The following is an 18,330-nucleotide window of genomic DNA, read 5'->3' as shown; positions in this document are numbered from 1 at the left end:
TTAACCTCTAAAATACCTTTTAAAACAGCACACTTATCCTCCTGTAGCTTTTTCCACTATTAGATTAAATTTTTATAAAAACTGTTTAAATAAATGTAAAGCCTTACATTGGTAATTTAATGTAAAGTATGATTCAAGAAAGATACTAATATATAAATACGAAAGGGGATTCTTTATGAAAAAGTTAGGTTTATTTGCACTATTATTCAGTTTTATTTTTTTCCTGGCGGCTTGTGGTGGGGGCGGTGAACAAACTTCAGGAGGAGGAAACAATGAGGGAGGTTCTGATGGTGAAAAAGCTACAGAAGGTGGATTAATCGGTGTTGCGATGCCGACAAAATCCTCCCAACGCTGGGTAGATGATGGTAACAATATGGTGGAACAACTAGAAGCCTTAGGATATGAAACGGACTTGCAGTATGCAGAAGATGATGTGGATAAACAAATTGAGCAAATTGAGAACATGGTTGTAAAAGGTGCCAAAGCTCTTGTTATCGCTTCAATTGATGGTACTGCACTTACAAATGTATTAGAAAAGGCGAATGAGCAAGGAATAGAGGTAATTGCATATGACCGCTTAATTATGGAGACTGAGCATGTAAGCTATTATGCAACTTTTGATAATTTCCAAGTAGGGGTATTACAAGCATCTTATATGGAAGAAGCACTTGATTTACCAAATGCAGAAGGGCCGTTCAATATTGAATTATTTGGTGGCTCACCTGATGATAACAATGCCTACTTCTTCTGGGATGGTGCGATGAGTATATTACAGCCATATATTGATGAAGGGAAATTAATTGTCCAAAGCGGCCAGACAGATTTTGAACAAGCAGCGACAATGCGTTGGGATGGTAATACAGCAAAATCAAGAATGGAAAACATTTTAAGTAGTGCCTATTCTGGAGGAGAAACGGTAGATGCGGTGCTTTCCCCTTATGATGGAATCAGCCGAGGCGTAATCCAAGCACTTACTGGTGTTGGCTATGGGTCTGATGATTTACCACTACCAGTAATTACTGGTCAAGATGCTGAGTTGGCTTCAATCAAATCAATCATTGCTGGTGAACAGACGCAAACAGTGTTTAAAGATACCCGGGATTTGGCAGCAGTAGCAGTAAATATGACGGAATCCATTCTGAAAGGTGAAGAAGCCGAAGTAAATGATACAGAAACATATGATAACGGAGTAAAAGTAGTACCAACATATTTAGTAGATCCAGTATCTGTAGATATTGACAACTACCAAGAGATAGTAATCGATAGTGGCTACTATTCTGAAGATGAACTCCAATAAGTAACGATGGTTTAGTGGTGGTTCCGATCACCGCTAAACCTATTCAAGCTACGATCTTTCAAAGGTGGTGAATGTAGATGTCAAATTATATATTGGAAATGCGGAATATTACGAAAAATTTTCCAGGTGTTAAAGCTTTAGACGATGTGAATTTACAAGTCAAAAAAGGAGAAATTCATGCATTGGTTGGTGAGAATGGTGCTGGAAAATCAACCTTAATGAAAGTACTCAGTGGGATTTATCCTTATGGATCCTACGACGGTTTGATTTTATTTGAAGGACAAGAATGTCAGTTCAGAAATATTAAACAAAGTGAAGAATTAGGGATTGTCATTATTCATCAGGAGTTGGCTTTAAGCCCTTATTTATCTATTGCTGAAAATATTTTTCTCGGAAACGAAAGGCATTCTAACAAGGTAATTAAATGGCAAGAAACATTTTCAGAATCAAAGAAATTGTTAGACAGGGTAGGTTTAAAAGATTCTCCAGAAACTGCTGTTATGAATATTGGAGTAGGGAAACAGCAATTAGTAGAGATTGCAAAGGCACTTTCTAAAAATGTTAAATTGCTAATTTTAGATGAACCAACAGCTGCATTGAATGAAACCGATAGTGAGAATTTATTAAAACTATTGTTGGATTTGAAGAAACAAGGAATTTCCTCTATTCTCATTTCCCACAAATTAAATGAAGTCTCTGCTGTATCCGATTCAATTACTGTCATACGTGATGGCCAAACAATTGAAACAATGGATACAAGTGCAGAACGCGCATCAGAGGAAAGAATTATTAAAGGGATGGTGGGACGTGAACTTACGAGTCGCTTCCCTCACCGAACATCCACTATTGGGGATGTGCTATTTGAAGTAAGGAACTGGAATGTATATCACCCGCAACATAGTGATAGGAAAGTAATTGATAATGTGAATATTCATATAAAAAGTGGTGAGGTAGTTGGGGTTGCAGGTTTAATGGGTGCAGGGCGAACTGAATTTGCAATGAGTATTTTTGGAAAAACTTATGGTAATAAAATCACTGGTGAGCTATATAAAAATGGACAACAGATTCAAGCAAATACAGTGAGTAAAGCAATACAAGCAGGAATTGCTTATGTGTCTGAGGATCGTAAAACTTACGGACTGAACCTAATTGATGATATTAAACATAATATCACGTTATCCAATTTAAAAAGAATCTCTAAAAACTCTGTCATTAATGAAAATCGAGAAATAGTCGAGGCACAGGAGTTGCGAGAGAAATTAAATATAAAGACACCAACACTTCAGCAGCATGTAGGTAATCTGAGTGGCGGGAATCAGCAAAAAGTGGTCCTAAGTAAATGGATATTTACGGAGCCGGAAATTTTAATTTTAGATGAACCAACAAGAGGAATTGATGTTGGAGCGAAATTCGAAATTTATACTCAAATAAATGAATTAGCTGAGCAAGGATTAGCAGTATTAGTCATATCATCTGAGTTACCAGAAGTGCTCGGCCTTTCAGATCGTATTTATGTAATGAACGAAGGGCGAATTACTGGTGAATTAATGCGCGGTGAAGCAAATCAGGAAAATGTAATGCATTACATGACAGGAGCAGGGGGGACTAGTCATGCAGACAATCGCTAATTTATTCCGTAATAATATGCGAGAATATGGCATGGTTATTGCATTGATTTTAATAACAGGGCTTTTCTTCTTCTTATCAGATGGTGTGAATCTGAAACCATTAAATTTAACGAACTTAATTTTACAGAATGGCTTTATCCTGGTTTTGGCAGTTGGGATGGTATTAGTAATTATCACAGGAAATATCGACTTATCTGTAGGTTCGGTTGTAGCAATTATTGGTGCAATAGCTGGAGTATTAATCATTAATATGAATGTTCCGGTTTGGGCTGCGGTAGTTATTGCTCTTGTAGCTGGTGCCCTTATCGGTGTATGGCAAGGTTTTTGGGTCGCATATGTTGGTATTCCATCATTTATTGTAACACTTGCCGGAATGCTAATTTTCCGTGGCCTTACGCTTTACTTATTAGATGGTCAATCTTTAGCGCCATTTCCAGATTCATTCCAACGAATTAGCAGTGGCTTTATTCCGGACATGTTTGGTAACGGTAGTTTACACATTACAACAATGGTTCTATCAATCTTATTATCAGTTGTGTTAATATACTTGGAGTTTAATAAAAGAAAAACCCAAATTCAATATCAATTTGATATAATGCCATTGTGGGTCTCTTTAGTAAAATTAATAGCACTTATCTCTGTTATTAACTGGTTTGCATATCAACTAGCCTTGAATAAAGGGATTCCAACCGTTCTAATTATTGTACTTATTCTGATTATTGTATATACATTTATTATGAACAATACGATAATGGGGAGACATATATATGCTACAGGAGGTAACAAAAAGGCAGCGGATTTGTCTGGGATTAAAACAAAACGCGTTGTGTTTTGGGTGTTTGTAAACAATGGGATCCTAGCGGCATTAGCAGGTTTAATGTTTGCAGCAAGGTTAAATTCTGCCACACCAGCAGCAGGAAATATGTTAGAGCTTGATGCAATCGCAGCTGTATTTATCGGTGGTGCTTCAATGGCTGGAGGTGTCGGTACAATTATAGGTTCCATTGTTGGCGGTCTGGTGATGGGTGTTATGAACAATGGAATGTCACTAATTAGTATCGGAATTGACTGGCAACAATTCATTAAAGGTATGGTGTTATTGGTTGCAGTAGGGTTTGATGTTTATAATAAGAAAAAAGGATAATTTAAGTTATATAAAGGATAAACTGGGCATTTGCTTTCTGCTCAGTTTTTTTTATTGTTTCCAGCAACATTAATCAATATGTTGAAGCATGGTAATTCTTACGGAACGATATCAAAGTACTTTTAAGATTAGTCATTGTCACACTCCTATATTAAAAGTATCTTTTTTCCAAACTTAATCCGAGATTCTCTTGCTCTACATAAGATACACAAGAACAAACCATTTCAATATAAACTCAACAAATTCCTTATAAACTGTAATCTACAGGAATTGAATAGTAATTGTAGGAATAGTTGATTGTTAAATTCACTTCCCTCACGGTATGATTGTTCCAAAGAAAAGAAAGGGGGGGAGTGTATGGGAGAACAAGCGAAGGTACTGGCACAAGGTAATAGTAAGAAACAACTGATGGCAAATCGTTTAGTTAAAAATATTCGAAAACATTGGGTATTATATTTGATGATCTTGCCGGGAATTATTTATTATATTGTTTTCAAGTATATTCCATTGATGGGTAGTGTAATAGCATTTCAAGATTATCAAATTTTTAATGGTATAACGGGAAGCCCATGGGTAGGACTGGAAAATTTTAAGCAATTACTTAATTACAAGGATTTCCATGAAGTATTAAGAAATACAGCCTTAATTGCTCTATACCAGTTAGTCTTTCAATTTCCGGCGCCAATTATCTTGGCTTTGTTATTTAATGAAGTTAGAATACTGATTTTAAAGAAAACAGTACAAAGTTTGTTTTATCTTCCACACTTTCTATCATGGGTGGTTGTAGGCGGAATTGTCTTTGAATTATTAGCAAATCAAGGGATCGTCAATGCGGTCCGGGAGATGTTTGGCTATGCACCAATCTTATTTATGCAGGAAGAAGCGTATTTCCGTTCCATTGTAGTAATTTCAGGGATATGGAAAGAAGTTGGCTGGGGTACAATTATTTATTTAGCGGCAATAACAGCAATAAACCCAAGTCTTTATGAAGCAGCTGTTATAGATGGAGCCAATCGTTTTAAACAAACAATCTATATCACCTTACCGTTAATGCTTCCAACAATCACTGTATTGTTCTTATTAAATATCGGTAATTTCCTGGAACTTGGCTTTGATCAAATCTATAACTTATTAACACCAATGACTTATTCTGTTGGTGATATTATCGAAACTTACGTATACAGGGCTGGGGTGCTTCAAGGCCAGTACAGCTTAACAACAGCAATTGGGCTTTTCCAGTCAGTAATTGGTTTTGCTTTACTGTGGATTTTCAATCGACTGGCGAGAAAATCAGAACAGGGGTTGTGGTAAATGAAATTATCTATTGGAGAGAAAATATTTCAAGCATTTAATTATATATTGTTAATTGTGCTAGCGACAACCATGATTGCACCACTCCTCCATTTATTAGCTGTTTCATTCAGTTCGCCTATCGCTGCAGATTCAAAGAAAGTATTTTTAATTCCAGTAAACTTCACTTTAGCGACATGGGAACATATTCTCCAAAATGAGGTTTTATGGAGAGCATTCGGTGTGACTGTATTTATTACCGTTGTCGGAACATTGCTAAGTATGTTATTCACTATTTTGACAGCGTTTCCATTATCAAGAAAAGAGTTTATGCTTAGAAAGCCAATAATGTTGATTATGGTCATCACAATGATTTTCAATGCACCAATGATCCCTTTCTTTTTAACTGTAAGGGAAGTTGGTTTAATGGATTCCATTTGGGCATTAATTATTCCTGGGTTAGTAAGTACATTTAATATGGTTATTGTTAGAACATTTTTTATGAATATTCCCAAAGATCTGGATGATGCGGCTCGAATAGACGGTTGTAATGAATTCCGATTGTTATTTCAAATATATTTACAGTTATCCAAGCCTGTGTTAGCAACCATTGGTTTATTTTATGCAGTTGGTTATTGGAATACGTTTAAGACCGCTGTATTATTCTTGCGAAATCCAGATCTTTGGCCATTACAAATGCGTTTAAGGGCATTTTTTACATCAGAGGAAGAAATGGCAGCTGTTGATTTAATCTTGGGTGACTTTGACTTTAATACAACTACTTTGAAAGCAGCTACCATCATTTTTGCAACTGTTCCTATCGTTATTGTTTACCCGTATTTGCAAAAATATTTTGTTAAAGGGGCAGTACTTGGTTCATTAAAAGAATAAGCATTTTAAAATTGGGGAGGTTTTCGTGTGAAAAGGAAATATTACTTGTTAATGTTGGCTGCGTTTATCATGGCTTTGTTAATTGTTAGTGGCTGTTCTTCTAATGAGGATGCAAGTGAGACAACAAATGAAGCGGAGGAATCAAGTGGTACAGATGAACCAGCAGATGAGTCAAGTGGTGAAGGCGCGGTAGTTACTGTTTTTAAGAGCCATATGGGGAAAGGAACAATCCCTGATAGTACCAGTCCTCATTTGCAGTATGTTAAAGAAAAAACAGGAGTGGAGTATGAATTAATGACAACACCTCCAGGTTCAGATCCTGCCGAGTATATCAACTTAATGATTGCATCAGAAGATTTCCCTGATATTTTAAGACCAATAGGAGGAGTTGAACAGACATTAATTAATCAGGGTGGAGCATTAGCGTTAGATGAATTATTGCCAAAGTATGCACCAAATGCTTGGGAGAAAATACCTGAGGAGGCATGGAATATTGTAAGAACTGCATCACCAGATGGAAAGATCTACTATATCCCAAAGGTTTATCTCATTCCTGAAAGAGCTGCACTTTTACGAAAAGACTGGTTGGATGCAGTAGGGATGGATATGCCGAAAACCCTAGAAGAATATAAGGAAATGTTGATTGCTTTCCGTGATCAAGACCCTAATGGAAATGGACAACAGGATGAGCTCCCGACAAGTGGAAGAGAATTTGGCAGATGGATGGATCACTTATTTGCCATGTTTGGTGTAGCGATGTGGGAAGGTTATCCAGAATGGGATATTTATAATGGGGAGATCAACTATGCCGGGACTTCTGAGAACATGAAAGAAGCTATTGCATTTATTCGCGATCTATATGCAGAAGGTTTGTTAGATAATGAGACGTTCTTGAACAAAGGAGATGTATGGGCGGCAAAAATAAATAATAACCTTGTGGGCAGCTGGTATCATCTTCCGGCAAACTTGGGAGAAAAAATTACTGCAATGAGAGAAGGCAACACAGAACCTTATATTGTTGGTATGCCTCTACCTGAAGTAGAAGGGTTTGATGGATTTATTACTCAAAAGAGCATGGGTGAACCAGAATGGATTATTCCAAAAGCTTCGGAAGATAATGCCATTAATGCTTTAAAGCTTCTTGATTTCTTCTATGATCCTGCACATGAGGAATTTGTAACATATGGTATTGAAGGTATGCAACATGAAGTAGTTAATGGCGAAAAAGTATTATTACCATCATCAGACGAAAAGCCGCTTGTGCTGGGAATGGCAAATTTTACAACAGACGAAACAATGAAAGTCAGAATAGAAAACTCCTTCCCTGAAGAAGAGCAGCAAATGATCAGTGATATATTTGAAGTAAGTAAGGCAGATGCAAGAAGAATTGCAGGTGACGGGATGCCTTCAACCGTTTATGAAGGATATCCGGATATCCAGTCACACAAGTTATTCCAGGAATATTTAACGAAAATCGTTATTGGTGAATGGTCTATTGATAAATTTGATGAATTCGTTGAAAGATGGAATCAATCAGGTGGTGAAGAAGTAACGAAGCGTGTGCAAGAATGGTATGACAAAGCGAAGTAATTAATATACTCCTTCTCTAAACTCTCGAGAAGGAGTGAATCTTTTTTTATGATAAATAAATTTATTGGTTAAATGGGAAGAAAATGAAGAATTAATTTACCGAAGACTTCTATCATATACTATAATAAGAAAAACGGATGATGATAGAAAGTGGTGAATTAAAATGAAAGGGTTACCAATTATGCTCAGGAGGAAATTATCCAATACACAGACAAGGCTCTTGCTGCTTATAATGATACTTGTTGTTTTTATTATCATTATCGTTGGTTTTTCCTCTTATTACACGTCTAAAGAGGTTTTGAAGCAGGAATTAAATGAACCACAACAGCAAATGTTGAAAATCAATAAAAATTATATTGATGAGTATTTGATTGACTCAGATCAGATTGCTGTAAAATTAGCCCTTGACCAGAATGTTTATCAATTTCTAACCAATGACGGAAAGAGTTCATACCAGAATGTCAGAGAAATCTATAATACGTTAACGACAATTACGCAAAATTCTTCTGTAATTCAAAGTATTTATATTTATCATATAAACCAGGATAGTTTTGTTGCAATTCCTCAAGGTTACAGTTCTAGCAGTGCAAACTTTAATGATGCTGAGTGGGTTAGTGTTTTGGATGAGTTAGATGATACTTCTATGGTAGTCAAATACCGAACATTACCGGAAGGTGCTAAACATAAAGGATCGAACATCTCGTTGTTCCGGAAAATTAGTATAAGAGGTAAGGCAGTGGGTCTCATTGCTATAAACTTGAACGAAAAAGAACTATTTTCAAAACTGAGATCACCCGATGAAACAAAATCCAATAGTATGCAATATATTTTAGACCATAACAATACAATCTTATACCAGTCAAATAATCACGTTTTTGATCGAGAAACCGTCCAATATGTGAAGGAAAAGGTAAGGGAAGATAACTTACTTGATATCAATTATAATGATAAGATCCTTTTAACAAGCAGCATAGAATCTAATTTTGCAGGATGGAAGTATGTATCTGTTGTATCACAGGAGAGTGTTCTAGCTAAATCCAAGACGATAAGAGATAGCGTATTTGTCGTTTCGTTAATTGCCTTGATACTAGGCGGCATAGCTATTTTCATTATTCATTCTATAGAACTTCGGCCAATTCAGCGATTGAAGGAACTGCTGGCTGTAGACGATAATCAAGATTACCAGAGGGATTTGATCTATTTAGAGAATATTATAGATGACCTGGTAAGCGATCATGCTCACTTGTCCCATTTAATCAAAAAGGTAAAATCGGAAGCAAAATCTAAATTCATTTATGATATTTATATAGGGAAGCTAGTCAATGAAAAGGAATTGCTGGAAAAATGGCAGGCTTATTTTCCGGAATGGAACCATCAATCCATTCAACTGCTGGTTGTATCAATCGATAATTATCCAGTTTGGCGCAAAAAAGTAACAGCAAATTATCATCCAGTTGTCAAATCGGGAATGGCGAATATAATAGCAGAAGTTTTATCAACCCATTTTCTTGTAGAAGCAGTTGATATTGGTGCAGATAAAATGATATTCATCATTCAACCAACTGAGGAAAAATTAGATTTGACTAACCATTTAAAGATAGCGCTTTCAAATGTAGAAGATATCTTAAAGTTTACTGTCTCTGTTGGGATTAACGAAGGGTGTGCAAATGTTAAAGATGTCAAGGAGGCGATGAATCATGCAGAAAGTGCTTTACAATACCGGATTTTAGAGGGATATGGGAACATATTTGTTCATTCAGAAGAGATTTACAGCCATCCCAGCTTCCTGTCGAAAGCGGAACAGATGGTAAAGTTAATTAAGAAGGCTGATCCAATGCAGCAAATAGAAGTAATCAGTAATTTACATGAACTTATAAATAAAGAAACGATCCATCCAAAACAGGCATTCTATGTCCTGAAGAAGGTAAAAGAAGAGATTTATAAGGACCATGATACTATTTCTTCTGTTTCAGATATCGAATTGCAAACAATGGATATTGATGATATTTCAGAATGGATGAAGATAATCATTTCAGAGAAAATTGAAAATATAAAGAAATTAAATGAATCCAAAAGGTATATTAAATGTAAAAATATGATCAAATATATGACAGAACACTTAAACGAACCGATTGGCATCCCGGAAATTGCAGAATCAGTTGGAGTCAGTGTCAGTTTAGCCAGTCAATGGTTCAAAGAAGAGATAGATGACACAATTTATGGATATTTTACTAAACTGAGGATGGAGCGAGCGCAGGAGCTATTGGTGAAAACGGATACGAAGGTGGCAGATATTGCTGTAGAGGTAGGTTACCAACATGAAAATAGCTTTATTCGAAAGTTTCGTGAGTATTATGATATGACACCAGGGAAATACCGAAGAATGAATTCCGTGGTAGAAGAGATGGATCAAAATGCAAAAGGAGGCATTTAGATTGGATAGAAAACGAATTGTAAAAAAACACAATCCTAAAATAACGCAAATAGAGCCATTATCGCCACTCTCCCTTGGTAATAGTAATTTTGGCTATAGCGTTGACTTTACAGGTTTGCAATCATTTCCTCATTTATACGAAACACCATTAGGTACACAGTCAAATTGGGGCTGGCATTCTAGTAATGGGAAAGGTCTCTATAATGAAGAAGATATTGAGTATCAATTATTTGACCACCAAGGTCGTCGGGTACCATATCCGATGAAGCCGGGTAATAAGGAGAAGGCTTATCACTGGCTTAGGCAAAACCCGCATAGATTACAGCTTGGTCAACTTTCATTGCAATTTTTAGACGAGAATGGACAGCAGGTTAACGAAAGCCAAATTACAGAAATCAATCAAGAACAAGATTTATGGTCTGGGATAATAACAAGTAGTTATAAAGTGAAAGGCCAGGCAGTTATAGTCAAAACTGTTTGTGATACAAAAACAGATACAATAGGGGTGAGTATTGTATCACCATTATTGCAATCAGGAAGGATAAGCCTCATCCAGTCATTTCCTTGTCCTGATATTAGCCATAATAGTTGGTCAAAGGCGACTGCTTTAAATTGGGAAGATGAAGACAGACATCAAACATCTGTAGTAAACCATAACGAAGAGCAAGTTCTGCTAAAGCGCGAGATGGATGATGATTACTATTATCTGCAATTGGAGAAAGGTGGTGCAGCATTTAACCATATTGATACTCATCATTATCAACTAATTCCCCCACAAGCAAATGAGTATAGATTCACCGTTACTTATAGTCCTGTGAAAGAAATGGAAGGAAATTCGATGGAAAAAACAGTTAAAAATTCACAGCAGTTTTGGCAAGACTTTTGGCAGGGTGGGGCTTTTGTGTCCTTTGAGGGCAGTACAGATGAAAGAGCGGGTGAACTAGAGCGACGAGTTATTTTATCACAATATTTAACAAGGATTCACAGCAGTGGGGATATTCCGCCGCAAGAAACAGGGCTGATGTACAATAGCTGGTTTGGTAAAGCCCATTTAGAGATGTACTGGTGGCATGCTGCCCATTTTCCATTATGGGGGAGAGCAGATATTTTAAATAGAGGCTTACAATGGTTCAACGATATTTTACCTATTGCAAAGAAGCTCGCAATGAGCCAAGGCTATGAGGGAGTACGCTGGCCAAAAATGGTCGGGGTTGACGGGAAACAAAGCCCATCACCAGTTGCAACGGGATTGATATGGCAACAGCCGCATCCAATCATGTTAGCAGAATTAATTTACCGTGATAATCAATCTTCCGCTATCCTTCATCAATATAAGGATGTCGTTTTCGAATCAGCAAATTTTATGGCGGATTTTGTGGAATGGGAGGAAGAGAGGAAAGCCTTTGTTCTAGCTCCTCCATTAATACCAGCACAAGAATGCCATCGGATGGAAGATTCAAAAAACCCGCCATATGAGATAGAATACTGGAAATATGGTTTAGAAACGGCAGTGAAATGGGCGGAAAGATTGGAAATGGAACCGCATCCGAAATGGGTCCAAGTTGCAGAGCATTTAAAGCAGCCTCGAGTGGAGGATGGCATTTATTTAGCTCATGAGAACTGTGAGAATACTTTCACAGATAAGAATCATGATCACCCCTCTATGGTTGCGGCATTCGGGATATTACCGGGCTCATTAATTGATAAGAAAGTCATGAAAAATACGTTGCTTAGAGTGAAGGAACAGTGGCAATGGGATACGGCGTGGGGATGGGATTTTCCAATGTGTGCTATGACAGCTGCTCGTTTAGGTGAATCAGAGCTGGCAGTTGACTTTTTATTAATGGATGCAGTGAAAAATAAGTATTTACCAAATGGCCATAATTATCAGAGACCAGGATTAACTGCATATTTACCTGGAAATGGCGGATTATTAATTGCTATTGCAATGATGGTTGCAGGTTGGAGTGAGTGCAGTGACAGAGAATATCCGGGTTTTCCTAAAAATAATTGGACTATTGAGGCAGAAGGTTTTCAAAAATATATCTAATTTTACCTCTAAGGATGGGATGTTATGTTTGATCATGTTGCAGATCGGAATAAGCTGATTTTACAATATCCAGCCTCATGGTGGAGAAATATGTGGCGCGAGGCATTACCGGCCGGCAATGGCGAAACTGGTGCAGCGGTTTATGGAGCAATAAAAAAAGAGACGATTTTAATCAATCACTCCGGATTATGGCATATGGGAGTGAAAGGAGAACTGCCTGATGTTAGTCATACATTAAAGGAAACAAGGGAGTTAATGGATCAAGGGAAATTCGATCAAGCAAATTGGCATTTAACGAAGGAAGTAAAGAAGCGGGATTATTTCGCTAAATTAGCGAGTCCTCTTCCACTTGGAGATCTGCAAGTGGAAATGAATTGTGAAGCTGGTTTTAGTGATTACTCTCGGGGGATTAATATGGAAACAGGGGAAGTTTGTGTGTCATGGAAAGAAAAAGAAAAGAGATTTACTCGAAGTCTATTTGTGTCACATTTTGATAATATAATTGTCTATAAGATTGAGGCAAATACGAAAAATTCCATTAATGCAAAGTTAGGTATTTGCTTACATCCAACAGATACTCCACGGATTCAAGACAGATATGATGAATTAATGAAAACAGTTGGAACGATAGCCGATAATCATTATTTTTACTACAAAGCAACGAATGAAGATGGAGCGGATTTTGGTGCAGTTGCTAGAATAATAGCAGAAGGTGGAGAGCAAGAAGCAGAGCAAGGAAATATACGTTGTTTCAATTCAACTAGTTTAACAGTACTTGTAAAGGTTTTTGTTGATGGAGATAGTGAACAGCAATGGTCTCAATTAAGGGATGAATTGGACGATATGGATGGAAACTATGAAAAATTGCTGAATAGTCATTTAGAAATCTACCAGCCACTATATTTCTCATCCGCCTTACGAATAACAAGCGATGAGCAGGAACATTCAAATGAGGAGTTACTATTACAAGCATATAAAGGAAAAGCGCCATCAAGGCTAATCGAAAAATTATGGTCATATGGACGCTATTTATTTATTTCTGGTACAAAACCGGGCTGTCAGCCATTTGCGATGTATGGATTGTGGCATGGAGATTACCAATTAATGTGGAGCCACCGGATGGCGAATGAAAATATTCAGATGATGTATTGGCATGCTTCTGTTGGTGGATTATCAGAGTATAACCTTTCATTGGTAGATTATTATATCCGTTTAATGGATGATTTCCGTGATAATGCAATGAAGTTATTTGGGTGTCGCGGAATCTATATACCTGCTGGATCAACACCTGGTATCGGGAAACCGAATCAATTGGTACCAGTTATTATGAGTTGGACTTCTGCTGCTGGATGGCTGGCTCAGCATTTTTATGAATACTATCAATTTAGTGGGGATCAGGTATTTCTAAAGGAAAAAGCACTGCCATTTATGAAAGAGGTGGCAATGTTTTATCATGATTTCTTAGTTGTTGGAGAAGGTGGTCTGTATCAATACTATCCATCCGTGTCACCAGAGAATACACCAGCGAATTATATGCCTCAGGGCAATAAACAAGTTCCGCATCCGATGCCCACAACGATCAATGCTACGATGGACTTTGCAATCATGAAGGAATTGCTTGCCAATTTAATCGAAGGCAGTTCTCATGTTTCGTTATATGAGGAGGAGGTCCCTGCATGGCAGGATATGCTTGGAAAGATCCCGGACTATCAATTGAATCACGATGGTTCTGTTAGAGAATGGATGAATGAACAGTTTGATGATAATGAAGAACATAGACACCTATCACATATCTATCCAGTTTTTCCAGGCAGGGAAGTGGTGAAAGAAAAGAATGAAGTGTTATTTGAATCATTTCAGAAAGCTGTACAAAAAAGGAAGCTTGGTGCACAAACAAGCTGGTCATTTGCCCATATGGCCAGTATTTATGCAAGATTGGAGGATGGCAATCGTGCACTTCTTTGCCTTGATCGCTTGTCGCGTGCTTGTTTGCTGAATAACCTGTATACAGTCCATAATGACTGGAGAAATATGGGCTTATCTATGGAGATTAACTATGCACCAGTACAATTGGATGCTAATTTAGGAATCGTCAATGCAGTACAGGAAATGCTTTTTTATGTATCGACGAGCATGATCAGATTCCTTCCGGCATTACCTGCAGATTGGATAGAAGGACGTGTTTGCAATTTTCATTTTTTCACAGGAAAGGTAAACTTTGATTGGAATGTTTCTGAAACAATGTTCTCAGCCGAAATCGTTTCTGTGAGAACTTCAATTTTCACGATATGTTTGCCAAAATATTTAGAAGATTACGAGTGGATTGGTGAAGGAGAAGTATCCATGTCTGAATATGGGGAAAGGTACCTAGATATTAAAATGAAACCCAACCAAACACTAAAAATTCAATCCACTACTAGAAGGGGTGATATGGATGCATAATGTTGGAGTACTTGGTGGATTTTATATAATTGCAGATTGGATCTATCGTTTTGCTATTGTAAATTTGATTTGGGTCCTCTTTAACATACCGCTAGTCTTTCTTCTATTTAATTTATTGTTAGCAGACACAATGGGGGTGGTGTTTGTTCTGACAGGGATGATCTTTTTGCTGGCACCATTTATTTTGTACCCTTCTACTACAGCGCTTTTTGCGATGGTAAATTGTTTTATTAAAAAGGAAGATGTAAAGATATTCCATGATTTTTGGTTATATTATAAAACTAATTATAAAAGAAGTATGAGGATAGGGATAGTGCTCGCTGTTTTCTGGATAGTGTTGTTAATTGATTTTATTTATGTTGTGCAGGCAGGGAACTCTGTCTTAACCTATATCTTTATTGTTCTGGGATTCTTTGTTTTTATTTATCAATTACTTGTTTGTTCTGGTGTCAATTATATTCACGGAAGGGTTTTGGATTTGTTTAAACATGTCGCAACAGTAATGTTTGGTCATCCAATCTTATCAATGTCACTCGGTTTCATTAGTATCGTTTTTCTATATATTATTACTCAGATGTTAGCGATTTTCCTGCCTTTCTTTTCTGGGTCTATATTAGCGTTTCTATCATTGCTTGTTTTTATCAAAATTAATCCAGAGGAAAAGCACTCATCATACGAATGATCAGTGCTTTTCTAAGGCTTGCTTCTGTTTCAGTAAGGATTGAAATTCTTTTTCTAGTGCTTCAGATGGTCCGATACTTAATCTGCTTAAAACATCCGTTATCTTTGTTTCGATTAACAGTTTTTGCTCTGCTAAATCATCTTTCTTTCCCATCTGGCTTCTGTTTTTAAATTGTTGATAGTTACCATCGAAAAAGATAAGTTTCTGTTCTTCTATAGAAATAATTTTAGTAGCTACCTTTTCAACAAATCTTCGATCATGTGACACAAAAAAGACGGTGCCATCGTAATTAATGAGTAATTTCTCTAAAGCTTCCATTGCTTCTAAATCTAAGAAGTTGGTTGGTTCGTCTAAAACTAATGTGTTGCTGTCACTTAAGAAGATCTTCGCTAAGGAAACTTTCACCCTTTCTCCGCCGCTTAACACACGGACAGTTTTATATACATCATCACGGAAAAAGTGAAGCCTTGCTAGCACTGTTCGTACTAAAGTTTCATCATGTTTGGTGGTTTCTTTCACATTTTCAATTATTGATTTATTCAGGTCAAGTAAGGATAAATCTTGTTTAAAGTAAGCGATTTGACAGGCTGAGGATATAACAACATGGTGGTCTTCAGCTAATAATTTTCGAATTAAGGTTGTTTTTCCGCAGCCATTTTCACCAATTACAGCTACTTTATCCCCACCCTTAATAAGGAAGTTAGCATCTTTCCACAGCTTCTTATCCCCAACTCTTCCACTGAGGTGTCGAACTTGAATCAGGTTACGTCCTTTTACTTTAGCTTGATGGGGAAGTTCCATTTCAATAGACTTTTCTTCGAATGGCTTTGCAACTTTTTCAAGTTTTTCTAACCGTGTTTCTATTGCTTTAGCTGTTTGTTGTAATTTCTTCTGTTTTTTCGCAAAATAAGGTTTTGCTCCCGTGATTTTTGCTTCTGATTGACTGGTGTGTTTCGGTTTTTTCGTTGCTCGATTCGCTTTTTGTTCTTTTAAATCAAGCGCCCGTTCAAGCTGTTGTTTTTTCGTCCGGTAGTTTTCGTAGGCCTGTTCTTGTTGTTGCAGCTCTTGTTGTTTTTTTATTTGAAAAGCTTGATAATTCCCATTATATTCTCGAATCGTTCCATTATTTACTTCCCATATTTTGGTGCAAACTGCATCTAGAAAGGCACGGTCATGGGAAACAACAATAAAAGCACCTCGCCAGTTTTTCATCATTTGTTCCACCCATTCAATATGCTTTGTATCCAAGTGTGTTGTAGGTTCATCGGCTAAGAGAAGTCCAAGTTTTCTGGTGAAGGCTTGTTGGATATAGTTTTGGGTAATCTCTCCACCACTTTTATGACCATCTGGTTGTTTTAATTGTGGCAGTAATTCTATTTTTGTGTAACGGAAAATATCTCCTTGTTCTGGTTCTAGTTTCCCGGCAATTGTATGCAATAAAGTGGTTTTCCCTGTTCCGTTCTTGCCAACTAAACCAATGCGATCACCTTCATGAACCTCAAGTGCGTCGATTTCAATAAGTGTTCTTGCCTGAACAGATATATTCAGCTGTTTTGCTTGTAACAGCATGCTATCACGCTCCAATGCAAAAAAGTCTCCTAATTCTTATTCAGAATAGGAGACATACCGACTAAAGGGCATAAAGATAGTGATAAACATACCTCTATTATTATGATACCTTAGGAAATCTGTATTAATCCTATTCTGAATATTTACCATAAAGACAGACTAATCCCTATGTGAAGGTTAGGGAAAAGCGTTATGAAAATATTTCTTAAAAATAGGATTATAACTTCATTGGCCTAAGGTTCACCCTTTCGTAAATTGTTAATAACAGTATATGGAAATCAAAGACATAAGTCAACAGGAAACTGAATATTCCCAAAATTATTTAAAAACTCTTATCATTTGAAACTAATGAGGAGTTTTGAATAATAAACCTCATAAATTTGCTAAAGCCGATTGCTAGAATGAAGTGGTTATTGTTTGGGGTGGCCCAAGCACTATTAATATAGTTGGAAACTAGGCAGGAATTAGAAAAGTTAGAGAAAATCCCGATAAGTAAAAAGTAAGGAAGTTTTAGAATTTAACTATAAATCGACAATGATTATTCCCTTCAGTTTTACATTGTATTCGTTCCACTTCATCAGTCCCTAATACCTTTTTGAACATATTTGTTTCACATTGGCAAGCGATATGAAACTCATTAGCAACAGAAAAAATTGGGCAATTATATTCAATTATTTCATAATGGGTATCATCAATCTGGTTTAATTCCGCCATATACCCCTTTTCATTCTGTATTTTGACCATTTCTTCTACCTTGTCTTGCGGAGTTGACTTTCTAATACGCTCAGTGTGGTTCTTCGTTTGGCGTTCTTCTCTTGTTTTAAATAGATGGAAAATGGAATCTTCACCATGTAAATCTTGAATGTCTTTTAAAAATTCGACACTGAGGGACTCATAATTATTGGGAAAAAGTCGATTTCCTTTCGCTGTTAAGGAGTATTTTTGAACAGGTCTTCCAACAGGCTGTTTCACATACTGACCGGAAATAAGACCATCCTTCTCTAATGTATTTAAGTGTTTTCTTACAGCCATATGAGTGATTTCTAAATAACTGGTTAATTCGTTTACGGAAAGAGATATATCTTTCTTTAACTTCTCTAGTATTCTATCCTTTGTTGTCATTTCTAATTGCTTCACGGTGGCCCCTCCTAAGCACAGTTATTGAGTTCCCACCAATTTCCCTCCATTACACTTTAACTGGAACAATCTTATAACAGAAACGTAATGGGAATTTGACGAGCAGATTCTTTGATTAATAAAATATCTTGATCTACTATTATATTATACTTTTTATACATAAAAGTATAATAATT

General features: G+C 36.7%; 12 protein-coding genes. 10 read left to right on the top strand and 2 right to left on the bottom strand.

Translation table 11 applies throughout. The annotated features are described in order from the left end of the window. Window positions 1-175 precede the first annotated feature (175 nt). From chvE to ACFOY7_RS03590, 10 genes are all read left to right on the top strand, one after another. A complete protein-coding gene (gene chvE / locus ACFOY7_RS03635) occupies window positions 176-1,297 on the top strand; it encodes a multiple monosaccharide ABC transporter substrate-binding protein (protein WP_390249486.1) in 1,122 nt (373 codons plus the stop codon). A gap of 77 nt (window positions 1,298-1,374) precedes the next feature. Further along, window positions 1,375-2,925: a multiple monosaccharide ABC transporter ATP-binding protein gene (gene mmsA / locus ACFOY7_RS03630; protein ID WP_390249484.1), complete on the top strand. Its 1,551-nt coding sequence runs from the start codon at window positions 1,375-1,377 to the stop codon at window positions 2,923-2,925. Then, window positions 2,909-4,069 (top strand): multiple monosaccharide ABC transporter permease, encoded by a 1,161-nt coding sequence (gene mmsB, locus ACFOY7_RS03625; protein ID WP_390249482.1) that lies wholly within the window; start codon window positions 2,909-2,911, stop codon window positions 4,067-4,069. The genes mmsA and mmsB overlap by 17 nt, the downstream gene beginning before the upstream one ends. Before the next feature lie 408 nt (window positions 4,070-4,477). Next, a complete protein-coding gene (locus tag ACFOY7_RS03620; RefSeq protein ID WP_390249762.1) occupies window positions 4,478-5,380 on the top strand; it encodes an ABC transporter permease in 903 nt (300 codons plus the stop codon). After that, the gene (locus ACFOY7_RS03615) at window positions 5,381-6,250 is read left to right on the top strand and encodes a carbohydrate ABC transporter permease (RefSeq protein ID WP_390249480.1); all 870 of its coding nucleotides are present in this window, start codon (window positions 5,381-5,383) and stop codon (window positions 6,248-6,250) included. It abuts the gene before it with no gap. Window positions 6,251-6,301: 51 nt separating this feature from the next. Continuing rightward, a complete protein-coding gene (locus ACFOY7_RS03610; RefSeq protein WP_390249760.1) occupies window positions 6,302-7,840 on the top strand; it encodes a type 2 periplasmic-binding domain-containing protein in 1,539 nt (512 codons plus the stop codon). 163 nt (window positions 7,841-8,003) lie between these two features. After that, a complete protein-coding gene (locus ACFOY7_RS03605) occupies window positions 8,004-10,274 on the top strand; it encodes an AraC family transcriptional regulator (RefSeq protein ID WP_390249478.1) in 2,271 nt (756 codons plus the stop codon). Between the two features lies 1 nt (window position 10,275). Then, entirely contained in the window at window positions 10,276-12,324 is a 2,049-nt protein-coding gene (locus ACFOY7_RS03600) for a glycoside hydrolase family 65 (protein WP_390249476.1), read from the top strand. Window positions 12,325-12,348: 24 nt separating this feature from the next. After that, a complete protein-coding gene (locus ACFOY7_RS03595) occupies window positions 12,349-14,766 on the top strand; it encodes a glycosyl hydrolase family 95 catalytic domain-containing protein (protein ID WP_390249474.1) in 2,418 nt (805 codons plus the stop codon). Further along, entirely contained in the window at window positions 14,759-15,448 is a 690-nt protein-coding gene (locus ACFOY7_RS03590) for a DUF624 domain-containing protein (protein WP_390249472.1), read from the top strand. The genes ACFOY7_RS03595 and ACFOY7_RS03590 overlap by 8 nt, the downstream gene beginning before the upstream one ends. Here ACFOY7_RS03590 and ACFOY7_RS03585 read toward each other — a convergent pair whose 3' ends face one another. Continuing rightward, the gene (locus ACFOY7_RS03585) at window positions 15,449-17,017 is read right to left on the bottom strand and encodes a Vga family ABC-F type ribosomal protection protein (protein WP_390249758.1); all 1,569 of its coding nucleotides are present in this window, start codon (window positions 17,015-17,017) and stop codon (window positions 15,449-15,451) included. It abuts the gene before it with no gap. Between the two features lie 510 nt (window positions 17,018-17,527). Continuing rightward, a complete protein-coding gene (locus ACFOY7_RS03580) occupies window positions 17,528-18,154 on the bottom strand; it encodes a helix-turn-helix transcriptional regulator (RefSeq protein ID WP_390249470.1) in 627 nt (208 codons plus the stop codon). Window positions 18,155-18,330: the final 176 nt, after the last annotated feature.

It is taken from the genome of Gracilibacillus xinjiangensis (assembly GCF_042651765.1).
GTDB lineage: Bacteria > Bacillota > Bacilli > Bacillales > Amphibacillaceae > Gracilibacillus > Gracilibacillus xinjiangensis.
This window is presented reverse-complemented; position numbering and strand designations above follow the sequence as displayed.

Excerpts from the sequence above, each read along its gene's own strand:
- chvE (WP_390249486.1), top strand. The coding sequence starts at position 176 with ATGAAAAAGTTAGGTTTATTTGCACTATTATTCAGTTTTATTTTTTTC.
- mmsA (WP_390249484.1), top strand. The coding sequence starts at position 1,375 with ATGTCAAATTATATATTGGAAATGCGGAATATTACGAAAAATTTTCCA.
- mmsB (WP_390249482.1), top strand. The coding sequence starts at position 2,909 with ATGCAGACAATCGCTAATTTATTCCGTAATAATATGCGAGAATATGGC.
- ACFOY7_RS03620 (WP_390249762.1), top strand. The coding sequence starts at position 4,478 with ATGGCAAATCGTTTAGTTAAAAATATTCGAAAACATTGGGTATTATAT.
- ACFOY7_RS03615 (WP_390249480.1), top strand. The coding sequence starts at position 5,381 with ATGAAATTATCTATTGGAGAGAAAATATTTCAAGCATTTAATTATATA.
- ACFOY7_RS03610 (WP_390249760.1), top strand. The coding sequence starts at position 6,302 with ATGTTGGCTGCGTTTATCATGGCTTTGTTAATTGTTAGTGGCTGTTCT.
- ACFOY7_RS03605 (WP_390249478.1), top strand. The coding sequence starts at position 8,004 with ATGAAAGGGTTACCAATTATGCTCAGGAGGAAATTATCCAATACACAG.
- ACFOY7_RS03595 (WP_390249474.1), top strand. The coding sequence starts at position 12,349 with ATGTTTGATCATGTTGCAGATCGGAATAAGCTGATTTTACAATATCCA.
- ACFOY7_RS03590 (WP_390249472.1), top strand. The coding sequence starts at position 14,759 with ATGCATAATGTTGGAGTACTTGGTGGATTTTATATAATTGCAGATTGG.
- ACFOY7_RS03585 (WP_390249758.1), bottom strand. The coding sequence starts at position 17,017 with ATGCTGTTACAAGCAAAACAGCTGAATATATCTGTTCAGGCAAGAACA.